Origin of the sequence: Micromonospora sp. DT68 (genome assembly GCF_049847245.1) — a bacterium.
In the GTDB taxonomy this organism is placed as follows: Bacteria; Actinomycetota; Actinomycetes; order Mycobacteriales; family Micromonosporaceae; genus Micromonospora; species Micromonospora profundi.
In genome coordinates this window covers 341349-358142 of the sequence record NZ_JBNCNZ010000007.1, presented here as the reverse complement: position 1 = coordinate 358142, position 16794 = coordinate 341349, and the positions used below count along the sequence as shown (strand labels likewise).

12 protein-coding genes and 1 pseudogene are annotated in these 16794 nt (G+C 71.9%); 7 read left to right on the top strand and 6 right to left on the bottom strand.

From position 1 onward, the window contains the following. Positions 1-32: 32 nt before the first annotated feature. A complete protein-coding gene (locus ACPXB1_RS16225; RefSeq protein ID WP_355595486.1) occupies positions 33-1127 on the bottom strand; it encodes a PIN domain-containing protein in 1095 nt (364 codons plus the stop codon). Positions 1128-1339: 212 nt separating this feature from the next. On the opposite strand from ACPXB1_RS16225, the gene ACPXB1_RS16220 reads away from it, so the two are divergent. Continuing rightward, positions 1340-3376, top strand: a complete 2037-nt coding sequence (locus ACPXB1_RS16220; RefSeq protein WP_355627977.1) for a glycosyl hydrolase family 28-related protein — start codon at positions 1340-1342, stop codon at positions 3374-3376. Positions 3377-3428: 52 nt separating this feature from the next. Here ACPXB1_RS16220 and ACPXB1_RS16215 read toward each other — a convergent pair whose 3' ends face one another. The 4 genes from ACPXB1_RS16215 to ACPXB1_RS16200 form a co-directional block, all read right to left on the bottom strand. Next, entirely contained in the window at positions 3429-4067 is a 639-nt protein-coding gene (locus ACPXB1_RS16215; RefSeq protein ID WP_355595489.1) for a CG0192-related protein, read from the bottom strand. Positions 4068-4081: 14 nt separating this feature from the next. Further along, positions 4082-5167, bottom strand: a complete 1086-nt coding sequence (locus ACPXB1_RS16210; protein ID WP_355595491.1) for an SRPBCC domain-containing protein — start codon at positions 5165-5167, stop codon at positions 4082-4084. A gap of 63 nt (positions 5168-5230) precedes the next feature. Beyond that, a complete protein-coding gene (locus ACPXB1_RS16205; RefSeq protein WP_355595493.1) occupies positions 5231-6280 on the bottom strand; it encodes a nitronate monooxygenase in 1050 nt (349 codons plus the stop codon). A gap of 32 nt (positions 6281-6312) precedes the next feature. Next, positions 6313-7422, bottom strand: a complete 1110-nt coding sequence (locus tag ACPXB1_RS16200; protein WP_355595495.1) for a hypothetical protein — start codon at positions 7420-7422, stop codon at positions 6313-6315. Positions 7423-7748: 326 nt separating this feature from the next. Between ACPXB1_RS16200 and ACPXB1_RS16195 the strand changes: the two genes are divergently transcribed. The 6 genes and pseudogenes from ACPXB1_RS16195 (at position 7749) to ACPXB1_RS16170 (ending at position 15239) form a co-directional block, all read left to right on the top strand. After that, positions 7749-8216: a hypothetical protein gene (locus ACPXB1_RS16195; protein ID WP_355595530.1), complete on the top strand. Its 468-nt coding sequence runs from the start codon at positions 7749-7751 to the stop codon at positions 8214-8216. Beyond that, the gene (locus ACPXB1_RS16190) at positions 8216-9607 is read left to right on the top strand and encodes a hypothetical protein (protein ID WP_355595497.1); all 1392 of its coding nucleotides are present in this window, start codon (positions 8216-8218) and stop codon (positions 9605-9607) included. The genes ACPXB1_RS16195 and ACPXB1_RS16190 overlap by 1 nt, the downstream gene beginning before the upstream one ends. After that, entirely contained in the window at positions 9604-11034 is a 1431-nt protein-coding gene (locus ACPXB1_RS16185; protein ID WP_425735475.1) for a VWA domain-containing protein, read from the top strand. Before ACPXB1_RS16190 ends, ACPXB1_RS16185 begins: the two co-directional genes overlap by 4 nt. Positions 11035-11049: 15 nt before the next feature. Then, positions 11050-12162: an ATP-binding protein gene (locus ACPXB1_RS16180; RefSeq protein WP_355595498.1), complete on the top strand. Its 1113-nt coding sequence runs from the start codon at positions 11050-11052 to the stop codon at positions 12160-12162. Beyond that, positions 12159-14855, top strand: a pseudogene (locus tag ACPXB1_RS16175) (DUF5682 family protein); the annotation flags it as partial. The gene ACPXB1_RS16180 and the pseudogene ACPXB1_RS16175, both read left to right, overlap by 4 nt. A gap of 111 nt (positions 14856-14966) precedes the next feature. Then, on the top strand, positions 14967-15239 hold the full coding sequence (locus ACPXB1_RS16170) for a hypothetical protein (RefSeq protein WP_355595502.1): 273 nt from the start codon (positions 14967-14969) through the stop codon (positions 15237-15239). A 172-nt stretch (positions 15240-15411) separates the two neighbouring features. Here ACPXB1_RS16170 and ACPXB1_RS16165 read toward each other — a convergent pair whose 3' ends face one another. Further along, entirely contained in the window at positions 15412-16680 is a 1269-nt protein-coding gene (locus ACPXB1_RS16165) for an Nramp family divalent metal transporter (RefSeq protein ID WP_355627991.1), read from the bottom strand. Positions 16681-16794: the final 114 nt, after the last annotated feature.

Below are 16794 nucleotides of genomic sequence, written 5' to 3'. Positions count from 1 at the left end.
CAGTGTTAACGGTTAGCAACCTTCGACGGCCGTCAACCCTGCGCCGTGAGCAGGTAGTCGTCCGCCTCCGCGCTCCACCGCAGATCGACTGCGCCACCGGTCGCGGCCGCCTTGCAGAACTGGAGGAAGCTGCGGTACCCCAGCTTCTTCTCGCTGAAGTCCGGACGGGCCCGACGCAGCTGGTTCTTCAGACCGGACAGCGCCACGGGATTGCCGGCGCTGCCGAGGTCGCCCACCACCGAACGGAGCAGACCGAAGGCCACCTCCCGGTCGCCGTGCTCGGGCAGCGAGACCTCGGGGTCACCCTTGGCGGGCCCCTCGGCCAGGTCGACCACGTTGTGCCCGGCGAGGTGGCGCAGCAGTTCCCCGAAGGTACGGAAGCCGTAGTCGGACTCGCTGAAGGTCGGGTCCTTGCGCAGCAGGGTCCGCTTGAGCCGGGAGGCTGTCACCTCGCCGCTGGCGCTGCCCTGCAACCCGGCCACCGTCTGGGCCACCAGCACAGCCAGGGCGTCGACGTCCCGGCCGGGCTCCTCCCCCGCCGGCCGACCCTCGGGCTCCTGCTCCCGTTCCTCCTGCTCCGGCTCGGGCGGTCGCTGACCCGGGCCCGACTGTCGGGCCGGGCGACCCCGCCGGCTGGCGGTCGGCGGGATGTCCACGCCCTCCAGCCGGTCGTAGTAGAGGAACTCGTCGCAAGCCGGAGGGAGCAGCGCCGACGTCGACCCCTCGACCCCGACACCGATGACCTTCTTGTTCAGCTCGCGGAGCTTGTGCACGAGCGGGGTGAAGTCGCTGTCACCGCTACAGATGACGAACGTGGAGATGTAGTCGCGTTCGAAGGCCAACTCGATCGCGTCCACCGCCATCTTGATGTCTGCCGCGTTCTTGCGGGAGGCGCCCATGCGCTGCGGGATCTCGATCAGCTCCACGTGGGACCGGGTGAGCATCCGGCGGTCCTCGTCGAAGAACGACCAGTCGGCGTACGCCCGGCGCACCACCACCCGTCCCCGCTCGGCAAGCGCGTCGGCGATCGGCCGGAAGTCGAAGGCCGCGCCGCCACGATGGTCGCGGGCGCCCAGCGCGAGGTTCTCGTAGTCCAGGAAAAGGGCGATCCGGTCTTCTTGCTCCACGCGGCACAGCGTACGCCGCGCAGAGGCGGCCGGAGCAGAACCGCCACCCAACGCGACAGTCCATTTCTTACCAGCATGTTGTCGCTTTTTTTCGTTTACGGATAGGCATCTTGCAGCACAGTGGTCGGTACTGGCACGATGACGATCAATGTCGGGCGTAGGGGGAGCGCCGGGCGGACCTCCCCACCACCATCCACGAAGGAGTGGCACCGATGTTCCGGAACTCGATGCGGGCGCGGGGTCGCCCAGGCCGCCCGACCATCACCACCGTCAGCCTCGCGACCGCCATCACAGTGCTGGCGGCCGGCGGGTCCACTGCCGCCGTCGCCGGTCCGCCGGCACCCGCCGCGACGCCTGTGGTCACCCGAGCCGGCCTCGACCCGGCGCTTGTCGCCGGGCGGGGCGCCGACGTGGACTTCGTCGAACAGGAGGCGGAGAACGCCCGCACCAACGGCACTGTCATCGGCCCCGACCGGTCCGCCTACACGCTGCCCGCGGAGGCGTCCGGCCGCCGGGCGGTCCGGCTCACTCCCGGCCAGTACGTCGAGTTCGTCCTGCCCAGGGCGGCCAACGGCATCACCGTGCGGTACAGCATCCCGGACGCGCCGACCGGAGGCGGGATCACAGCACCCCTGCGCGTCTCGGCGAACGGCAAACACGTGCGCGACATGACGCTGACGTCGCAGTACTCCTGGCTGTACAACCAGTACCCGTTCTCCAACGACCCCCGGGCCGGGCTGCTGCACCCGGACTGGTGGATCACCGAGTGCCAGTGCGTGCCGTCGGCCACCACCCCGTACCCGAGCATCAGCACGCCGTTCCGGCCCGCCCACTTCTACGACGAGCAGCGACTCCTGCTCGGGCGCACCTACCGGGCCGGTGACACGATCCGGCTCACCGCGCCGAGCGGCAGCGCCGCCGCCTGGACCGTCATCGACCTGCTCGACTCCGAACTGGTCGCGCCGCCCCGCGTCCGGCTGCTCGCCGCCAACGTGCTGGCCTTCGGCGCCGACCCCACCGGCCGGCGGGACTCCGCCGACGCCCTCGACCGGGCCATCGCGTTCGCCAGGCGTACCCACCTGACCGTGTACCTCCCGCCGGGCACCTACCAGGTCAACAGGCACATCGTCGTCGACGACGTCACAATCGAGGGCGCGGGCAACTGGCACACCATCATCAAGGGCCGCGAGGTGGCCCTGTCGCCGCCCGCACCGGACGGCTCTGTGCACACAGGCGTCGGGTTCTACGGCCGCGACGCCGCCGACGGTGGCAGCCGCAACGTCCACCTCTCCGGCTTCGCCATCGAGGGCGACGTACGGGAACGCATCGACACCGACCAGGTGAACGCCATCGGTGGCGCGATGAGCGACTCCACAATCGACGGGCTCTACCTGCACCACACGAAGGTGGGCATCTGGTTCGACGGGCCGATGCGCAACGTACGCGTCACCAACAACATCATCGTCGACCAGATCGCCGATGCGCTCAACTTCCACACCGGCGTGACCGACTCGCTCGTCGCGCACAACTTCGTCCGCAACACCGGCGACGACGGCCTGGCGATGTGGTCGGAGAAGACAGCCAACGCGCGGAACACGTTCGACCACAACACCGTGCAGTCCCCCACGCTCGCCAACGGCATCGCCATCTACGGCGGCACCGACACCACCGTGTCGCACAACCTCGTCGCCGACCCGGTCCGCGAGGGCAGCGCCCTCCACGTCGGCGCCCGCTTCGGCGCGGAGCCGTTCACCGGGCACCTGCGGATCACCGACAACACCACTGTCCGCGCCGGCACGTACGAGCTGAACTGGAACATCGGGCTGGGCGCCATCTGGATCTTCGCCCTGGACCGGAGCATCGACGCGCGCATCGAGGTCACCGGTGACGCGTACCTCGACAACACGTACAACGCGATCATGCTGGTGAGCGACTGGCCGGTGAAGGACCTCTACTCGATAAACGACGTACGGTTCCGCGACATCCGGGTCGACGGCACCGGCACGTCAGTGGTCAGCGCCCGCTCGGCGGGGTCGGCGTCGTTCGCCAACGTGGACGCCCGCAACGTCGGCGCGGTAGGCGTCAACAACTGCGGGTCGTTCCACTTCACAGCGGCCGGGTCGGAGTTCACCCTCACCGACCTGGGCGGCAACGACGGCGGCTGGCTCGCCCCGTGGCTGCTGCCCAACACCATCACCTGCGACGACCGGCCGCCGGTCTCGCCACCACCGCCTCCGTCGCGATGGTGAACGCGGTGGGCGGCCCGGAAGTCGGGCCGCCCACCGCACGGCTTGTCAGGCGTCAGAGCGTCCGGGCGTACGCCAGCGGCACCGTCGTCGCCTGCCCGGCCCAACTGCCGCTCAGGGTGGCGCCGGCCGCGCCCGCAGCCCCGTCCTCAGCGGGTCGCCGGACGACGACAAGCTCGACGGAGTCGGTGACGATGATCGTGCTGTCCCCGTCGACCACCCGACGGATGCCGCCGACCGGGCGCACGCTGTTGTCCCCGGCGCCGCTGGCGACCACCGTCATCGTCGGCTCGCGCACCTCGCGCCGGCCGTCGACCTCGAAATACTGCTCGGCCTGGCCGGTGCCGGCCAGGATGGCGTGGGCCAGGGCCGCAGCGTAGACCGGGTCGCCGCAGCCGTCGTACACCCAGCGCTGGCCGAGCGCCGAGTGCTCGACGGTGCCCACCAGCCAATCGTCTGCGCCGTCGACGGGCGCGGCGCGGTACGTCAGCGGCACCTGGTGCACAGGCCCGCCGGAGGCGCCGACAAGCATCGTCTCGATGCCGACCTCGCCAGCCGGATCGTCGAAGCGGTAGGCGCCCGAGCTCACCGCGTTGACCCCGGCCGGCCCCTGGTACCACTGTCGGCCCGGCAGCCAGGTCGCCAGCAGGTCCAGCTTCGAGGGGCGCAGCGTCGCCCGGTGCAGCAGTGCCATGTGCAGAGCCTAGGTCAGAGGCCCGCGCACGGGTTGCCGTCCACCGTGCAGCCCACCGGTTCCCTGGCCTTGGGTCGGCCGTCGCGGACGTCGAAACGGATCGTCCGCGAACCGCCCGCCGGCACGGCCGGCCCGCTGAAGGTGATCGCCCTGTCGTTCTGCCGCCATTCGGCGCCCTCGACGTCGTCGACGCTGCTGCCCTCGGCGAGGGTCACCACCACGGACCACTGCTCGGCCGGTGCTCGGCCCGGATTGTTCACCACCACCTCACCCGTGTAGCCGAACAACCGGCTGGAGTCGGTGTCGTAGCGGGCCGTCAGCGGCGGCGGTGGCGCGGCCGAAGGCGTACGCGAGGGTTTCGCCGTCGGGGTGCGGCTCGGGCTGGTGGTGGGCGACGCGGCGGTCCGGGACGGGCGCGCCGACGATGTCGCCCTCGGTGGTGCGGTGGACGTGGCGGTCGCGGCGCTCGGCTCCGACGTCGCGGTCGGCGATGACGAGACCGGCGCGGCGGCCTGCTTCGACCCGCCCGGCAGCGTCATCCAGGCCACCAACCCCGCCACGAGAACGACACCGACCAGGGCGGTGACCACCGTCCGACGGCGGCGGCGTGCCCGCGCTGCGCCGACCCCGCCGATCAACGGCAGTTCGGCGGTCATCCCGGCCTCGCCGCGACGCAGGTCGACCTGCTGGAACGCGAGCCAGTCCAGGATGGCCGGCAGGCGCACCGTCAACGCCTGGCGGAGTTGCTGCTCACGCGGCCCGTGCTGCTCCGCCGACCAGGAGCCGTGGGTGGGGACCTCGCGAACGCTCAGCCGGCAGCCCTGGGTGGTGGGGGTGACAACGCAGGTCAGCTCGGTGAGCCGACCTGCCTCGTCGCAGCGCAGCTCCAGCAGCTCCGGCACCTGACGTTCGATCACCTCGACCTCGACGTTGGCATCGAAGCCGGGCAGTCCGGCAGTGTGCAGCAACAGCCGGTCCGGCACTCCCTCGACCATGTCGGCCTCGGCGAACCAGCGGCCGATCAGCTCCCGATCGGTCAATGCGAGCCAGACCCGGTCGGGCGGGTGGGACAGGTCGACGTGCGCGTCGATCTCGATCACGGCGAGACTCTAACGGGTTGCCCACCGACGCGTCGGGCCCCTCCCGCCTGCTCGACGGGTCGTTCAACCCCAGCGCGTCGACAGTTGCGCCGCCGTCGCCAGCGCGGCCCGGGCACCGGCGCTGATCTCGGCGACAAGCTGCGCCGCCGGCACGTCCCGGGCCAGCGGGTGGGCCTGACCGGCCCACAGGTTGACCACCGAGGCGTCCTCGTCGCGCCGGGCCGCGGCGAGCAGCGGGCGGGTCAGGTGCAGCACCTGCGGGTAGCCGGCCGGCGCTGCCGCGTCGTGCGCACGCAGGAAGGCGTTCACCACACCCCGGGCCCGCTTGCCGGTGTACGCCCGAGTCAACGCGGTGGGTGCGGCGCTTGCCACCGCCGCGCGGTGCAGCGGCGAACTGCCCGCCTCCGGGCAGCGCAGGAACGCCGTGCCGAGTTGCGCGGCGGCGGCACCGGCGGCCAGCGCCGCCGCCAGAGCGGGGCCGTCGGCGATGCCACCGGCGGCAACAAGTGGCCTGTCGCAAACGGCGGCGGCCAGCCGCAGCAGCGGCAGCAACGCGTAGTCGTCGTCATCCGGCACGCCGCCGCGATGCCCACCGGCCTCGGTGCCCTGCACCACGACGGCGTCCACACCCAGCTCGGCGGCGGCCGTGGCGGCGTCGGGGCGGGTGACAGTTGCCCACACCTCGGTACCCCGCTCGCGTAGGGCCGCCACGGCTGCCCGGTCGGGCAGCCCGAAGACGAAGGACACCACCGGGACCGGGTCCGCGAGCAGAGCCGCCAACTTCTCCGGGTACGCGTCGTCGCCGCCCACCGGATCGCCCAGGCTCACCCCGAACCGGTCGGCCTGCGGGGCGAGCCGCCGCGCGTACCCCCGGATTGCGGACTCGTCGACGGCGTCGTCACCGGGCAGGAAGACGTTGACCCCGAACGGCCGCTCGGTACGTGCGCGGACCTCGGCGATGTCGGCGACAAGCCGTCCGGTGTCGATCATTCCGGCGGCCAGGAAGCCCAACCCGCCGGCGGCGGAGACGGCCGACACGAGGGCTGGCGTGGACGGGCCACCGGCCATCGGAGCCGCGACGATCGGCTGGCGCAGGGCGGAGAGCACTGACATCCACCCATCCTGCCGCACCGATCCGCTGGTCGTCAGCGTCGGAGGGTGTGCCGCCGCCACAGCACCGCGCCCACCGCGAGGAGCGCCAGCAGCGTCCCTCCGCCGGCCATCAGCGGCCAGAGCTGCCCCACGTCGAGGCCGCTCGCCTGCGCCGCCGGGCTGCCCGGCGTGGATGGCGGTGCCGCGGCGGCGGACTCCGCGGGTTGGGCCGTCGGGGTCGGCGTGCTGCTGGCGGGGTACCGCAGGATCGTCGGACGGGTGCCCGGCGGCTGGCTTGCGGTCTCGGAGACGGTGAGCAGGGACCGGCCGTCGCGGCTGTAGGTGATCGACTCGCCCTGTGGCTCGTCGGGCAGCGCGACGATCCGGGGGGTGCCTGTGGTCAGCGCGGCGACCACGTCGCCGTTGGACACGTCGTACTCGAAGGCGTCGGCGTAGCTGCGCAGCGCCACCCGCTGGCCGTCCGGGGCGCTCGCCCCGCCGGTGATCACGTTGCGCCCGACGAACGAGTACGGGTTGCTTGTGGTGGTGGACGGCAGGGACACCTGGCCGACCAACGCCAGCGGTGTGGTGCCGTCCGGCTTCAACGCGGTGGTCGGCGCGTACAGGTAGACGGTGCCGCTGCCGCCCTTGGTGATGACCAGCGGCCGGCCGTCCCCGTCGAGCAGCATCGCCTCCGCGTCGTGCGGGCGGTCCGGGTACGTCATCCGGTACAACACCGGTTGATCGGCGCCCGGAGCGAGCCGCCACAGCCCGATCGTCTCCCGGGTGCGGTCGTTGTCACCGATGTCGGCGACCCAGATGGTGCCGTCCCGACCGATCGCCAGGTCCTCGGTGTCCCGGGGCCGGGTGGGGTAGCTGACCGTCCGCTGCACCGCGCATCGTTCGTCGAGGAAGAAGATCCGTCGGCGGGCCTCGTTCTCGGCGCCGTCGTTCACCACCACGTACCCGTCGTCGGTGGCGACCATCCCGGAGATCTCGGTGAGCCGGTCGTCGCGGATCTGGCACACCGACGCGCCGGTCGCCGCGCCAGCCGCACCCGGCGTCAGCAGCACCGCCGGTGGGACCACGCCGGTGAGCAGAGCCGCCAGCACCGCCCCAATGCGGGCACGCCGCCCCCAGCTCAACCACCCGCGTACCCGCATCGCCCGCCCTCCTCGTCGCAGCCGTGATCCGACCACCTGCCCATCCTTGCTGATCACGACCACCTGCGACGGCCATCGGGGCGCACGCCACACCCCATGTCGACGTACTGTCGCTCCGCCCGGTCGCGGATTCGGGGCGCCACGCACCGCCCCTGGTGGGCCGTCCCAGATGATGGCGCGCCGCCGTTTCGTCGTACCCGTAGTCCATGATCGTGTCGTCGCAACGCCGCCGGGCATCGGCGGGCGTGCGCATCATCCTGAGTTTGTCGATGGCGGGAGGGCGGGACGTGACGGACGCCGACGGAGCCGGCTTGCGGCGGCGCAGCGTGCTGGCGGTGGTGCCGCCCGCGCGGCCCCGCAAGCTGGCGAAGGTGCCCTTCGTCGAGCTGGCCGACGGGCGGTTGCAGGGCGTCGTCTCCAGCGGGTCGGACATCGAGCGGGTCTACGTCTCGTCGATCTCCGCCGGCACCCACGCCTACCAGTGCAGCACCAACAACAACCGACCCTGCGGCGGCCTGCGCGGCGCACCGTGCAAGCACCTGCACGCGCTCACCGACGAGGCGCTCCTCCAGTACGGCGCCGACCGGGTCGCCCGCTACCTGCGGGTCGACATCGGCGACGGGGTGGCCGGCGGCGCGGACCTGCTGGCCCGACTCGACGGCCAGCCCGAGCCGGCCTCGGCGGCGATGGTGTTCAGTCGCTTCCTGCGTCACCTGTCGTACCTGGAGCTGCCGGGCAGCACGAGCGCGCTTCCCGAGCTCCAGTGGTTCCCGGGCACCGGGGCGACCCGCTGATGCGCGGCACGCACCTCGCGCAGCTCCGCGAGGTTCCGGTCGGGTTGGCCGACACGCTCGACGTGGTCGCCGGCTTCGACGACGCCCTCACCAACGGCTTCGGCCGGGTCGGCGAGCGGGACGGGGCAGCACTGGCCGCGTTCGCCCACGCGTTCGTCGGCACGCCGCTGGCCGACCCGGTCGCCGCCGCTGTCGCCGCGATCACCGCCGGGTCGGTCAGGCCGGAGCACCTCGGCGCGCTCGCCGGGGCACGCTCGGCGCTGCTCGGCGCGGCACACGACGCACTGCTGACGCAGTTCGACACTGCGGCGACCCGGGCACGGTCACCATGGACGGCTCCGACGGTCCAAGCCGCCGAGGCGTTGCCCGCCCTCGCGGGTGCGCGGGCGTGGTGGCACGAGGTGGCGGTCGCCGGCTGGCGCGGTGTCGACCACGAACTGCTGTCCTCTGCCGCCTCGACCGTCGAGGCCGCCCTTGCCGTGCCGGCGCTCCGTCGGCTCGCGGTGCTGCTCGACGGCCTGGCCGCCGAGCTGCGGGCCTGCGTGCCGATCGCCACGATGGCGGAGGTGCCGGCACAGCGCTGGGCCGATCTCTGGGCCCGGGGCGTGCTCCTCACCGAGGGCACCCAGGTCACCGACGAGGCACCACGGGTCTCCGGGCGACTGCTGCCGCTCGGCGTGGACCTGCACGTCCACGACACGGCAGTGCAGGTGCAACTGCACGCCGTTCTGGAGCCGACTGACGGCGGGCAGCCTCTGCTGGTCCGCACGGCGGTCGCCGCCGCGAAGGTGGCCACAATCGTCGGTCCGGCAGTCTGGCGGTTGCTGTCGACGCATCCGACGCTGCTCACGGCGCTGGCCGAGCAGCGGGCACTGACAGTCACCGAGCTGCCGCTGCACGGCGGCGACCTGGGCTGGGCCGACGAACGGGTCCGACTCGACGAGCCTGCGGACCCGTTCGCCACTGCCCGGGTGCTGCTGCCCGCGGCCGTCGCGGCGGCGACCGCCCCACTGGACAGACACCCGACAGCCATCGGCGAGCCCGTCCTCATCGAGGGCACCCCGCTCCGCGACGAGGACGGGACGCTCGCCGTCGAGGTGGACGGCGAACGGGTCGTCCTGGCCGTCGACCGGTTACCGGCCGCCGGTCCCCTCACGGCAGAGCTGGTGGCCGCCTCGTCCGCCTGCCTGGGCCTGCTGCGCTGGGACGACTGCCGGTGGCAGCTCCAACCATTGGCGGTACGCGCCACTGTCAAGCGGCGGACGGTGCAGGCGCACAACGGCGACTGGGCGTGCGGCGTCACCGATCCGAAGATCGCCAAGGAGGAGGCCAGGGCAGGCGATGCCGTGGCCGTGTTGCGCGAACGCGCGGGACGGTTGCTGCGCCGATGACCGAGCCCACCACCACCGCCGCGTCCGCCGACGCCAACCGCCGCCAGGTCCTCTACTGGAGGCTGCTGTCACGCCTCTTCGACCGCGACGAGCAACCCAACCTGGAGTCGGCAAGCGTCGCACTTGTCGACGATCTCGGGCTGCCCGCCGCCCTGCTGGACCCGGCGGTCTCGGTGGACACCATCGTGCAGCGCTTCCCGGCGCTCGCGGCCGAGCTGCGCGGGCTGCTCACCTCCGACGAGGAGTCCGCCGCCGGCAGCTCTGCTGCCGACGCCCCTGGTGCCGGTCCTGGTGCCAGTCCTGGTGCCGGTCCTGGTGCCGACAGCTCTGCCGACGACGGCCCAGTTGCCGGCGCGATCTACCGGCCGGGCGAGGCCGAGGTGCGCCGGGCCGCGCTCGTGTCGAAGGTACTGCTCAACGTGTTCGCCACCGGCTCCGGTCCGGTAAGCGCCACCCAGCTGGCCCGCTGGCAGTCCGACGCCGGCTGGTTCGAGCAGGCCCTCGGAAGCGAGCCCGGCGACCTGCGCCGCGAAGGCAGTGGGCTGGGTGCCACCCTCGCGGGGCTGGAGGGTGACCTGGTCCGGCGGATGCACCTGCGGGAGGTGCTCGCCGACCCGGCGCTGGCCAAGGCGTTGACACCGAGCATGTCACTGATCGAGCAGTTGCTGCGGGACAAGGCCAACCTCTCCGGGGTGGCGCTGGCCAACGCCAAGGCGTTGATCCGGCGTTTCGTCGACGAGGTCGCCGAGGTGCTGCGTACGCAGGTGCAGCAGACCAGCGTGGGCGAATTGGACCGGTCGGTGCCGCCCAAGCGGGTGTTCCGCAACCTTGACCTCGACCGGACCATCTGGCAGAACCTGACCAACTGGAGCCCGGAGGACGAGCGGCTCTACGTCGACCGGCTCTACTACCGGCAGACCGCCCGGCGTACGACGCCGGCCCGGCTCATCGTCGTCGTCGACCAGTCCGGCTCCATGGTCGACTCGATGGTCAACTGCACGATCCTCGCGTCGATCTTCGCCGGGTTGCCGAAGGTCGACGTGCACCTGGTCGCGTACGACACCCGGGCACTTGACCTCACGCCGTGGGTGCACGACCCGTTCGAGGTGTTGCTGCGTACCCAGTTGGGCGGCGGCACCGACGGCACGGCAGCGCTGGCGCTGGCCCGGCCGAAGATCGCCGAGCCGAAGAACACAGTGCTGGTGTGGATCTCCGACTTCTACGAGGTCAACAACCAGGCGGTCTTCGACGGTCTACAGGCCGTCCACCGCTCCGGTGCACGGGTCATCCCGGTCGGCTCGGTAAGCAGTTCCGGGCAGCAGAGCGTCAACCCCTGGTTCCGGCAACGCCTCAAGGACCAGGGCACCCCGGTCATCTCCGGGCACATCCGCAAACTCGTCGTCGAGCTGAAGAACTTCCTCACCTAGGAGACCAACCCCCTCATGTCCGAGATGCTGCGCGCCCCCGCCGAGGTCACGTACGCCGACGAGCTGGATTTCCTCGAGTCGGTCGACACCGGCCCGAAGCCGTTCTCCTGGCGGCTGAGCCCACGCATGGTCCGTCTGTTCATCCTTGGCTCGGAGCGGGCCGACGGCCTGTCCCGGGAGATCCCGCAAAAGTGGTTCGGCGACCGCAGCTTCGTCGAACGGGCCATCGTCACACTGGCCTCGGATCGCGGCCTGCTGCTGATCGGTGACCCCGGCACCGGCAAGAGCTGGTTGGCCGAGTTGCTGGCCGCCGCGATCTGCCGCAACTCGACACTTGTCGTGCAGGGCACCGCCGGCACCACGGAGGACCACATCAAATACTCGTGGAACGTCTCCATGGTGATCGCCAAGGGACAGTCCCGGGACTCGATGATCCCGTCGCCGATCATGACGGCGATGGAGCAGGGTGTGGTCGGCCGCTTCGAGGAGCTGACCCGTTCCACAAGCGACGTGCAGGACGCGTTGATCTCGATCCTGTCCGAGAAGTACGTGGCCATCCCCGAGTTGGACCACGACAACATCGTCTTCGCCCAGCCCGGCTTCTCGATCATCGCGACCGCGAACAGCCGCGACAGAGGTGTCAACGACCTCTCCTCCGCGCTCAAGCGGCGGTTCAACTTCGTCCGGATCCCAGTGGTGACGAACAAGCGCAGCGAGGCCGAGATCGTCCGCTTCCGCACCGAGGAGCTGCTGCGCCGGCACCGCATCGAGCTGGACGTGCCGCCCACACTGCTCGACATCCTGCTGCAGAGCTTCGCCGACCTGCGGGCCGGTGCCGCCGCCGCGACAAGCGACGACGAAAAGCTGGAGTCGGCGCTGTCCACCGCCGAGCAGATCGGCGTACTGGAGGACGCCATCCTGCACAGCCAGTTCTTCGGCGACCGTACGCTGCGGGCTGCCACGATCGCCGGCTCCCTGGTCGGCTCGCTGGCCCGGCGCAGCCCGGAGGACCTGGCGATCCTCAACAAGTACCTGCACGGCGTGGTGGAGCCGCGCGCGCGTAAGGACGCCGACGGGTGGGCGGGCTTCCTCGACGGCGGTCGCCAGGCGATCGCGTCCCTGTCGTGACCGCACCGACCGTCGCCGGCACGTTCGGCGCGCTGCGCGAGCAGCTCACCGACGCGGCATCCGCGTTCGCGGGCTCCCCCGACGCGCTCGGTGCGATCCTCGCGGGCATCGTCGACGACGTCGACCGCGCCCTCGGCGAGCGGTTGGAGATCTTCCCGGTCTGCCACCACTCACCGGCGTCCGCGCTTGCCATGGTGCGCCGACTGCGGGCCAAGCAACCCCGGGTGATCTACCTGGAGCTGTGCGAGGATCTCCAGCCACTGCTCGGCGAGCTGCGCAACTGCCGTCTGCCGGTGGCGGTGCAGGCATTCGCGTCGGAGCTGTCCGGTTTCCCCGCAGACTGGGGGCCGCTAAGTGTGGTCGCGCCCGTCACGGAGGCGTCGGCGGAATACCAGGCCATCGCGTACGCGCTGGAGACCCCGGGCGTGGAGCTGGTGCTTGTGGACCGCTCCACCGACCACGTCTTCCAGTGGTCGCCGCGCCCGGATCCGACCGCCGAGGGCGGCGACACCGTGCCGGCCGCGCAGACCGGCGAAGAGTCCGGGTTGCACGGCGACGCCGTCGGGGTGGAGATCGGTGACCTGCGGCCCCGATTCGCGGAGCTGGAGGCGTACCTGCTGCACCACGGCAAGGTGCGGCACTGGTCGGAGTGGTGGGACCAGTACGTCGAAGGCCCGCTGGCCGACGCCGACTACGACACCTACCGACAGGTGATGGTGCTGATCGGCAGCCTGTTCCGGCGGCTGCGCCCGACCGGCACGGACCGGCTGGACCGTGACGAGGACCGCGAGCGGTACATGTGGACGCGGATGCGCCAGCACCTGGCCGCCTCCGGCGTCGATCCCTCCGAGTGTCTCTACGTCTGCGGCGCCTTCCACGCCGCAAGCCGGGTCGAGCAGTTCGGGCTGGACTCCGTCGCCGCCGATTTCACCATCACCCCGCGCACCGACACCCGCTGGCGGTACGGGCTGATCCCGTCCAGTCACTCCGCTATCGAGGCGCAGTTCGGCCTGGCGCCCGGCTCGGTGTCGATCGCCGCAGCGACGTGGACGAAGGCGGTGAGCCGTCACCGGCTGTCCCCGTACCGGCTGGAGGGTCAACGCACCACGGCGACCCGGGGCCGGCGGGGCCGCGCCCCGGCGGCGCCCTCCCCCGTCGACGGTCCGGTCAGCGACGTACTCACCGGTTTTCTCTCCGCCCCGCCGGCCCTGGACGGCCTCGACGAGGCGGAGCTGCGCGGCTGGTGCGTCGACATCGTCCGGCTGGCCCGCCGCAACGGGTACCTGGCCAGCACCGCCGACGCGATAGCCGTCTTCGAGACCTCGGTCCTGCTTGCCGGTCTGCGCAATCGGGCCCGACCCACCCCGTACGACTTCGCCGACGCGGCGGTCACCTGCATCGAGAAGGACGTGGTACCCGGCCGTCGCGACGTGCGGCGGCTCTGCGAGATCCTGTTGGGCGGCGACCGGGTCGGTCAGGTCGGCTACGACGCCCTCCCGCCCCTGGCCCGCGACGTCCTCGACAGGCTCCAGCCGCTCGGCCTGGCACTGGAGAAACGGTCCGTCCAACGGGCTCTGCTGGACCTGGCCGGTCACCCGGAGCTGGCCCCCTGCTCGGACCTGCTGTGGATCCTTCGGCACCTGCTACCGCCGGCCGCGGTACGCCCGATCATGGGTGAGCGCCGGCTCGGGCACCGTTCGATCCAGGAGAGCTGGGACCTGGCACTCGGCCACCACCAGCGCGCGCTCATCGAGCTGGGCTACGAAGGTGTGACAGTCGAGCAGGTCCTGGAGCAGCGGCTGCGCCGGGCGGTACGCGGCCCCGACGCCACCGCCTCAGGTGCGCTCGCCGCCGTGGAGGACGCCATCCGGCTGCTCGGCAGCCCCCGCCTGGTCGACGAGTTGGGCGCGCGGGCGGTGGACCTGCTCGCCGCCGAGCGCACCGTCGACGGCGCCCCGGACGTGCTGCGGCGTATCCGTCGACTGTTGGCTCACTACCGGGCCACCACGGCGAGCCTGCCGGCCTGGTGCGAGGCGTTCGTCACCACCGGGTACGCGCACTACTGCACCCTGCTGCCGACCGCCGTGACAGCGGAGGAGACGGAGGTCCGGCAGGTCGCCGCGATGCTCGGCTTCCTGTTCTCCATGGAGGGCCTGGCCCTGTCACTGGGCTGTGATCGGCACCAGTTGGAGTTGGCGGTCGCACAGTCACATCCGACGGCTCCGGCGAAGGTCGCCCTGCTCTGGGCGGGTCAGCACCAGCTCGGCCAGCTGCCGCTCGCCGAGCTGCGGGTCCGGTGCGCCGAGCTGCTGGCCAATCCGCTGGTGGTCCCCGCCTTCCCGCAGTACCTTGCCGGGCTCGTGCACGCGCTGGAGCCGGTGCCCGGGTTGGCGCCGTTCGTCGTCGAGACGATGTCCACCGCCTTCGCCCAACTGCCCGACCCGGTGCTGCTGCCCTGGCTGCCCACCCTCATCACCACACTGCGGGACCAGGGGCCGGAACTGGTCCCGTTGCTGGTCCGCGAGGCGGGGCGCATCTTCCCGGGGGCGCTGCCGGAGCTGGATGCCTGGGTGCCGCCGTGGCTGGCGCCTCCGACCCCCACGGGCGCGGTCGCCGCTGCCGCGCCACAGCCTCTGGTAGGCGCCCTGCTGGCCGCCCATCCCGAGACCGCCGAGGCCGTGAGCGCGCTCCTGGCACAGCGTGGGCGTGGGCGCCCCGCGATGTGATCTCCGGGCATGCGCTCGGCGGCGCCGGGTAGGCAGCGGCCCGGCGTCCTGTCGACACCCGCCGGGCAGGAGGCTCCGATGAGCACGTACCGGGATGAACAGGACGCGGCGTTTCCTCCCCCAGAGGCGGATGCGCTTGAGCAACGGCAGAACGCCGTCGACTACGGGCCGCCGGACCGGGTGTCTGGTGACATCGACCCGGAGGCGTCCGAGGCGGATCTGGCCGAGCAGGGCGCCCTGCCGGCGGGAACGCTTGAGGAGGTCACGACCCTTCCGGCCGACGCCAACCCGGCGGACGCCCTCGAACAGCGCCAGGAGATCCCCACCCGCGACGAGGGCCGCCGGACCTGACCGAGACCCAGCCAGCCGGGCCGGGCCCGGCCCCTCCCCGACGCGGTGATGTCTGTGAGTCATTTTGATGACTCACAGACATCACGCGGACGGCGGCGGCAACCGACCGCCCGGCCGGCTCGGACTCACAGGCCTCACGCTCGCGCCGCACGACGGCGGCACAGCGGGCGGTTCAGCCGGCGACGACCTGCCAGAGCAGGAACGCGTTCAGCGCGACCACCAGCAGGGCCACGAGCGATGCGGCGGCGGTGGTGAGGGGGTGGTTGACCAGGTTGCCCATGAGGTCGCGCCGGCGTGTGAAGGCGACCACCGGGATCAGCGCGAACGGGATGCCGAAGCTCAGGATGACCTGCGACAGCACGAGAGCGCGGGTGGGGTCGAGGCCGATGGCGAGCACTGCCAGCGCGGGCAGCAGGGTCACGAGTCGGCGCAGCAGCAGCGGGATCCGTCGGCGCAGGAAGCCCTGCATGATCACTTCGCCGGCGTAGGTGCCGACGCTTGTGGAGGCGAGGCCGGAGACCAGCAGGGCGATGGCGAAGCCGAACGCGGCGGCGGTGCCGATGGTCTCGCCGAGACCGCCATGCACGCCTTCCAGGCTGTCGGCGCCGGCCGGGCCGCCGCCGCGGAAGCTGGCCGCGGCGATCAGCAGCATGGCGAGGTTGACCGCGCCGGCCGCCGTGAGGGCGAGCAGCACGTCGGTCCGCTGGCCACGGAACAGCGTACGGCGCTCGGTGTCGTCGGCGGCGGGGATGCGGTCCCGGGTCAGAGCCGAGTGGACGTAGATGACGTGCGGCATGACTGTGGCGCCGAGGATGCCGGCGGCCAGCAGGACGCTGTCCGTGCCCTGGAGCCGAGGCACCAGGCCGGCCACGGCGGAGCCCGGGTCGGAGCCGGCGGCGAGCAGGTTGGCCGCGAAGGCCAGGACGATGATGCCGAGCCCGATCGCGATGGCGATCTCGAAGGCGCGGAAGCCCCGCGAGCGCAGGGCGAGCACGGCGAACGCGCAGGTGCCGATGATGATGCCACCGGGCAGCAGTGGGATGCCGAAGAGCAGGTACAGGGCGACCGCGCCACCGATCACCTCGGCCAGGTCGGTGGCCATCGCCACCAGCTCGGCCTGCACCCACATCACCCGGTTCAGCGGTCGGGGCAGGCGTTCCCGGCACAGCTCGGGAAGGCTGCGACCAGTGGCCAGGCCCAGCTTGGCGGTGAGCGTCTGCACCAGCATGGCCATCAGGTTGGCCACCACCACGACCCAGACCAGCAGGTAGCCGTAGCGGGCGCCGGCGGCGGAGTTGGTGGCGAAGTTGCCCGGGTCGACGTAGGCGACGGCGGCGACGAACGCCGGACCGAGCAGGATCAGCCGCCCCCGTATCCGGCCCCGGGCGCGGGCGATCTGCAACGGCGTCGCCGTCGTCGCCCTGACTTCGTTGGTGACCACCGAACACCTCCTGTCTTCGTGGGATCGCGTGCCCGTTCCCTTCCCGGCCGCTTGGCCCTTCGGTGCCAACGTGTGGCCCGGACGTGCCACACCGGATCGGGTGGGATCGGCGGC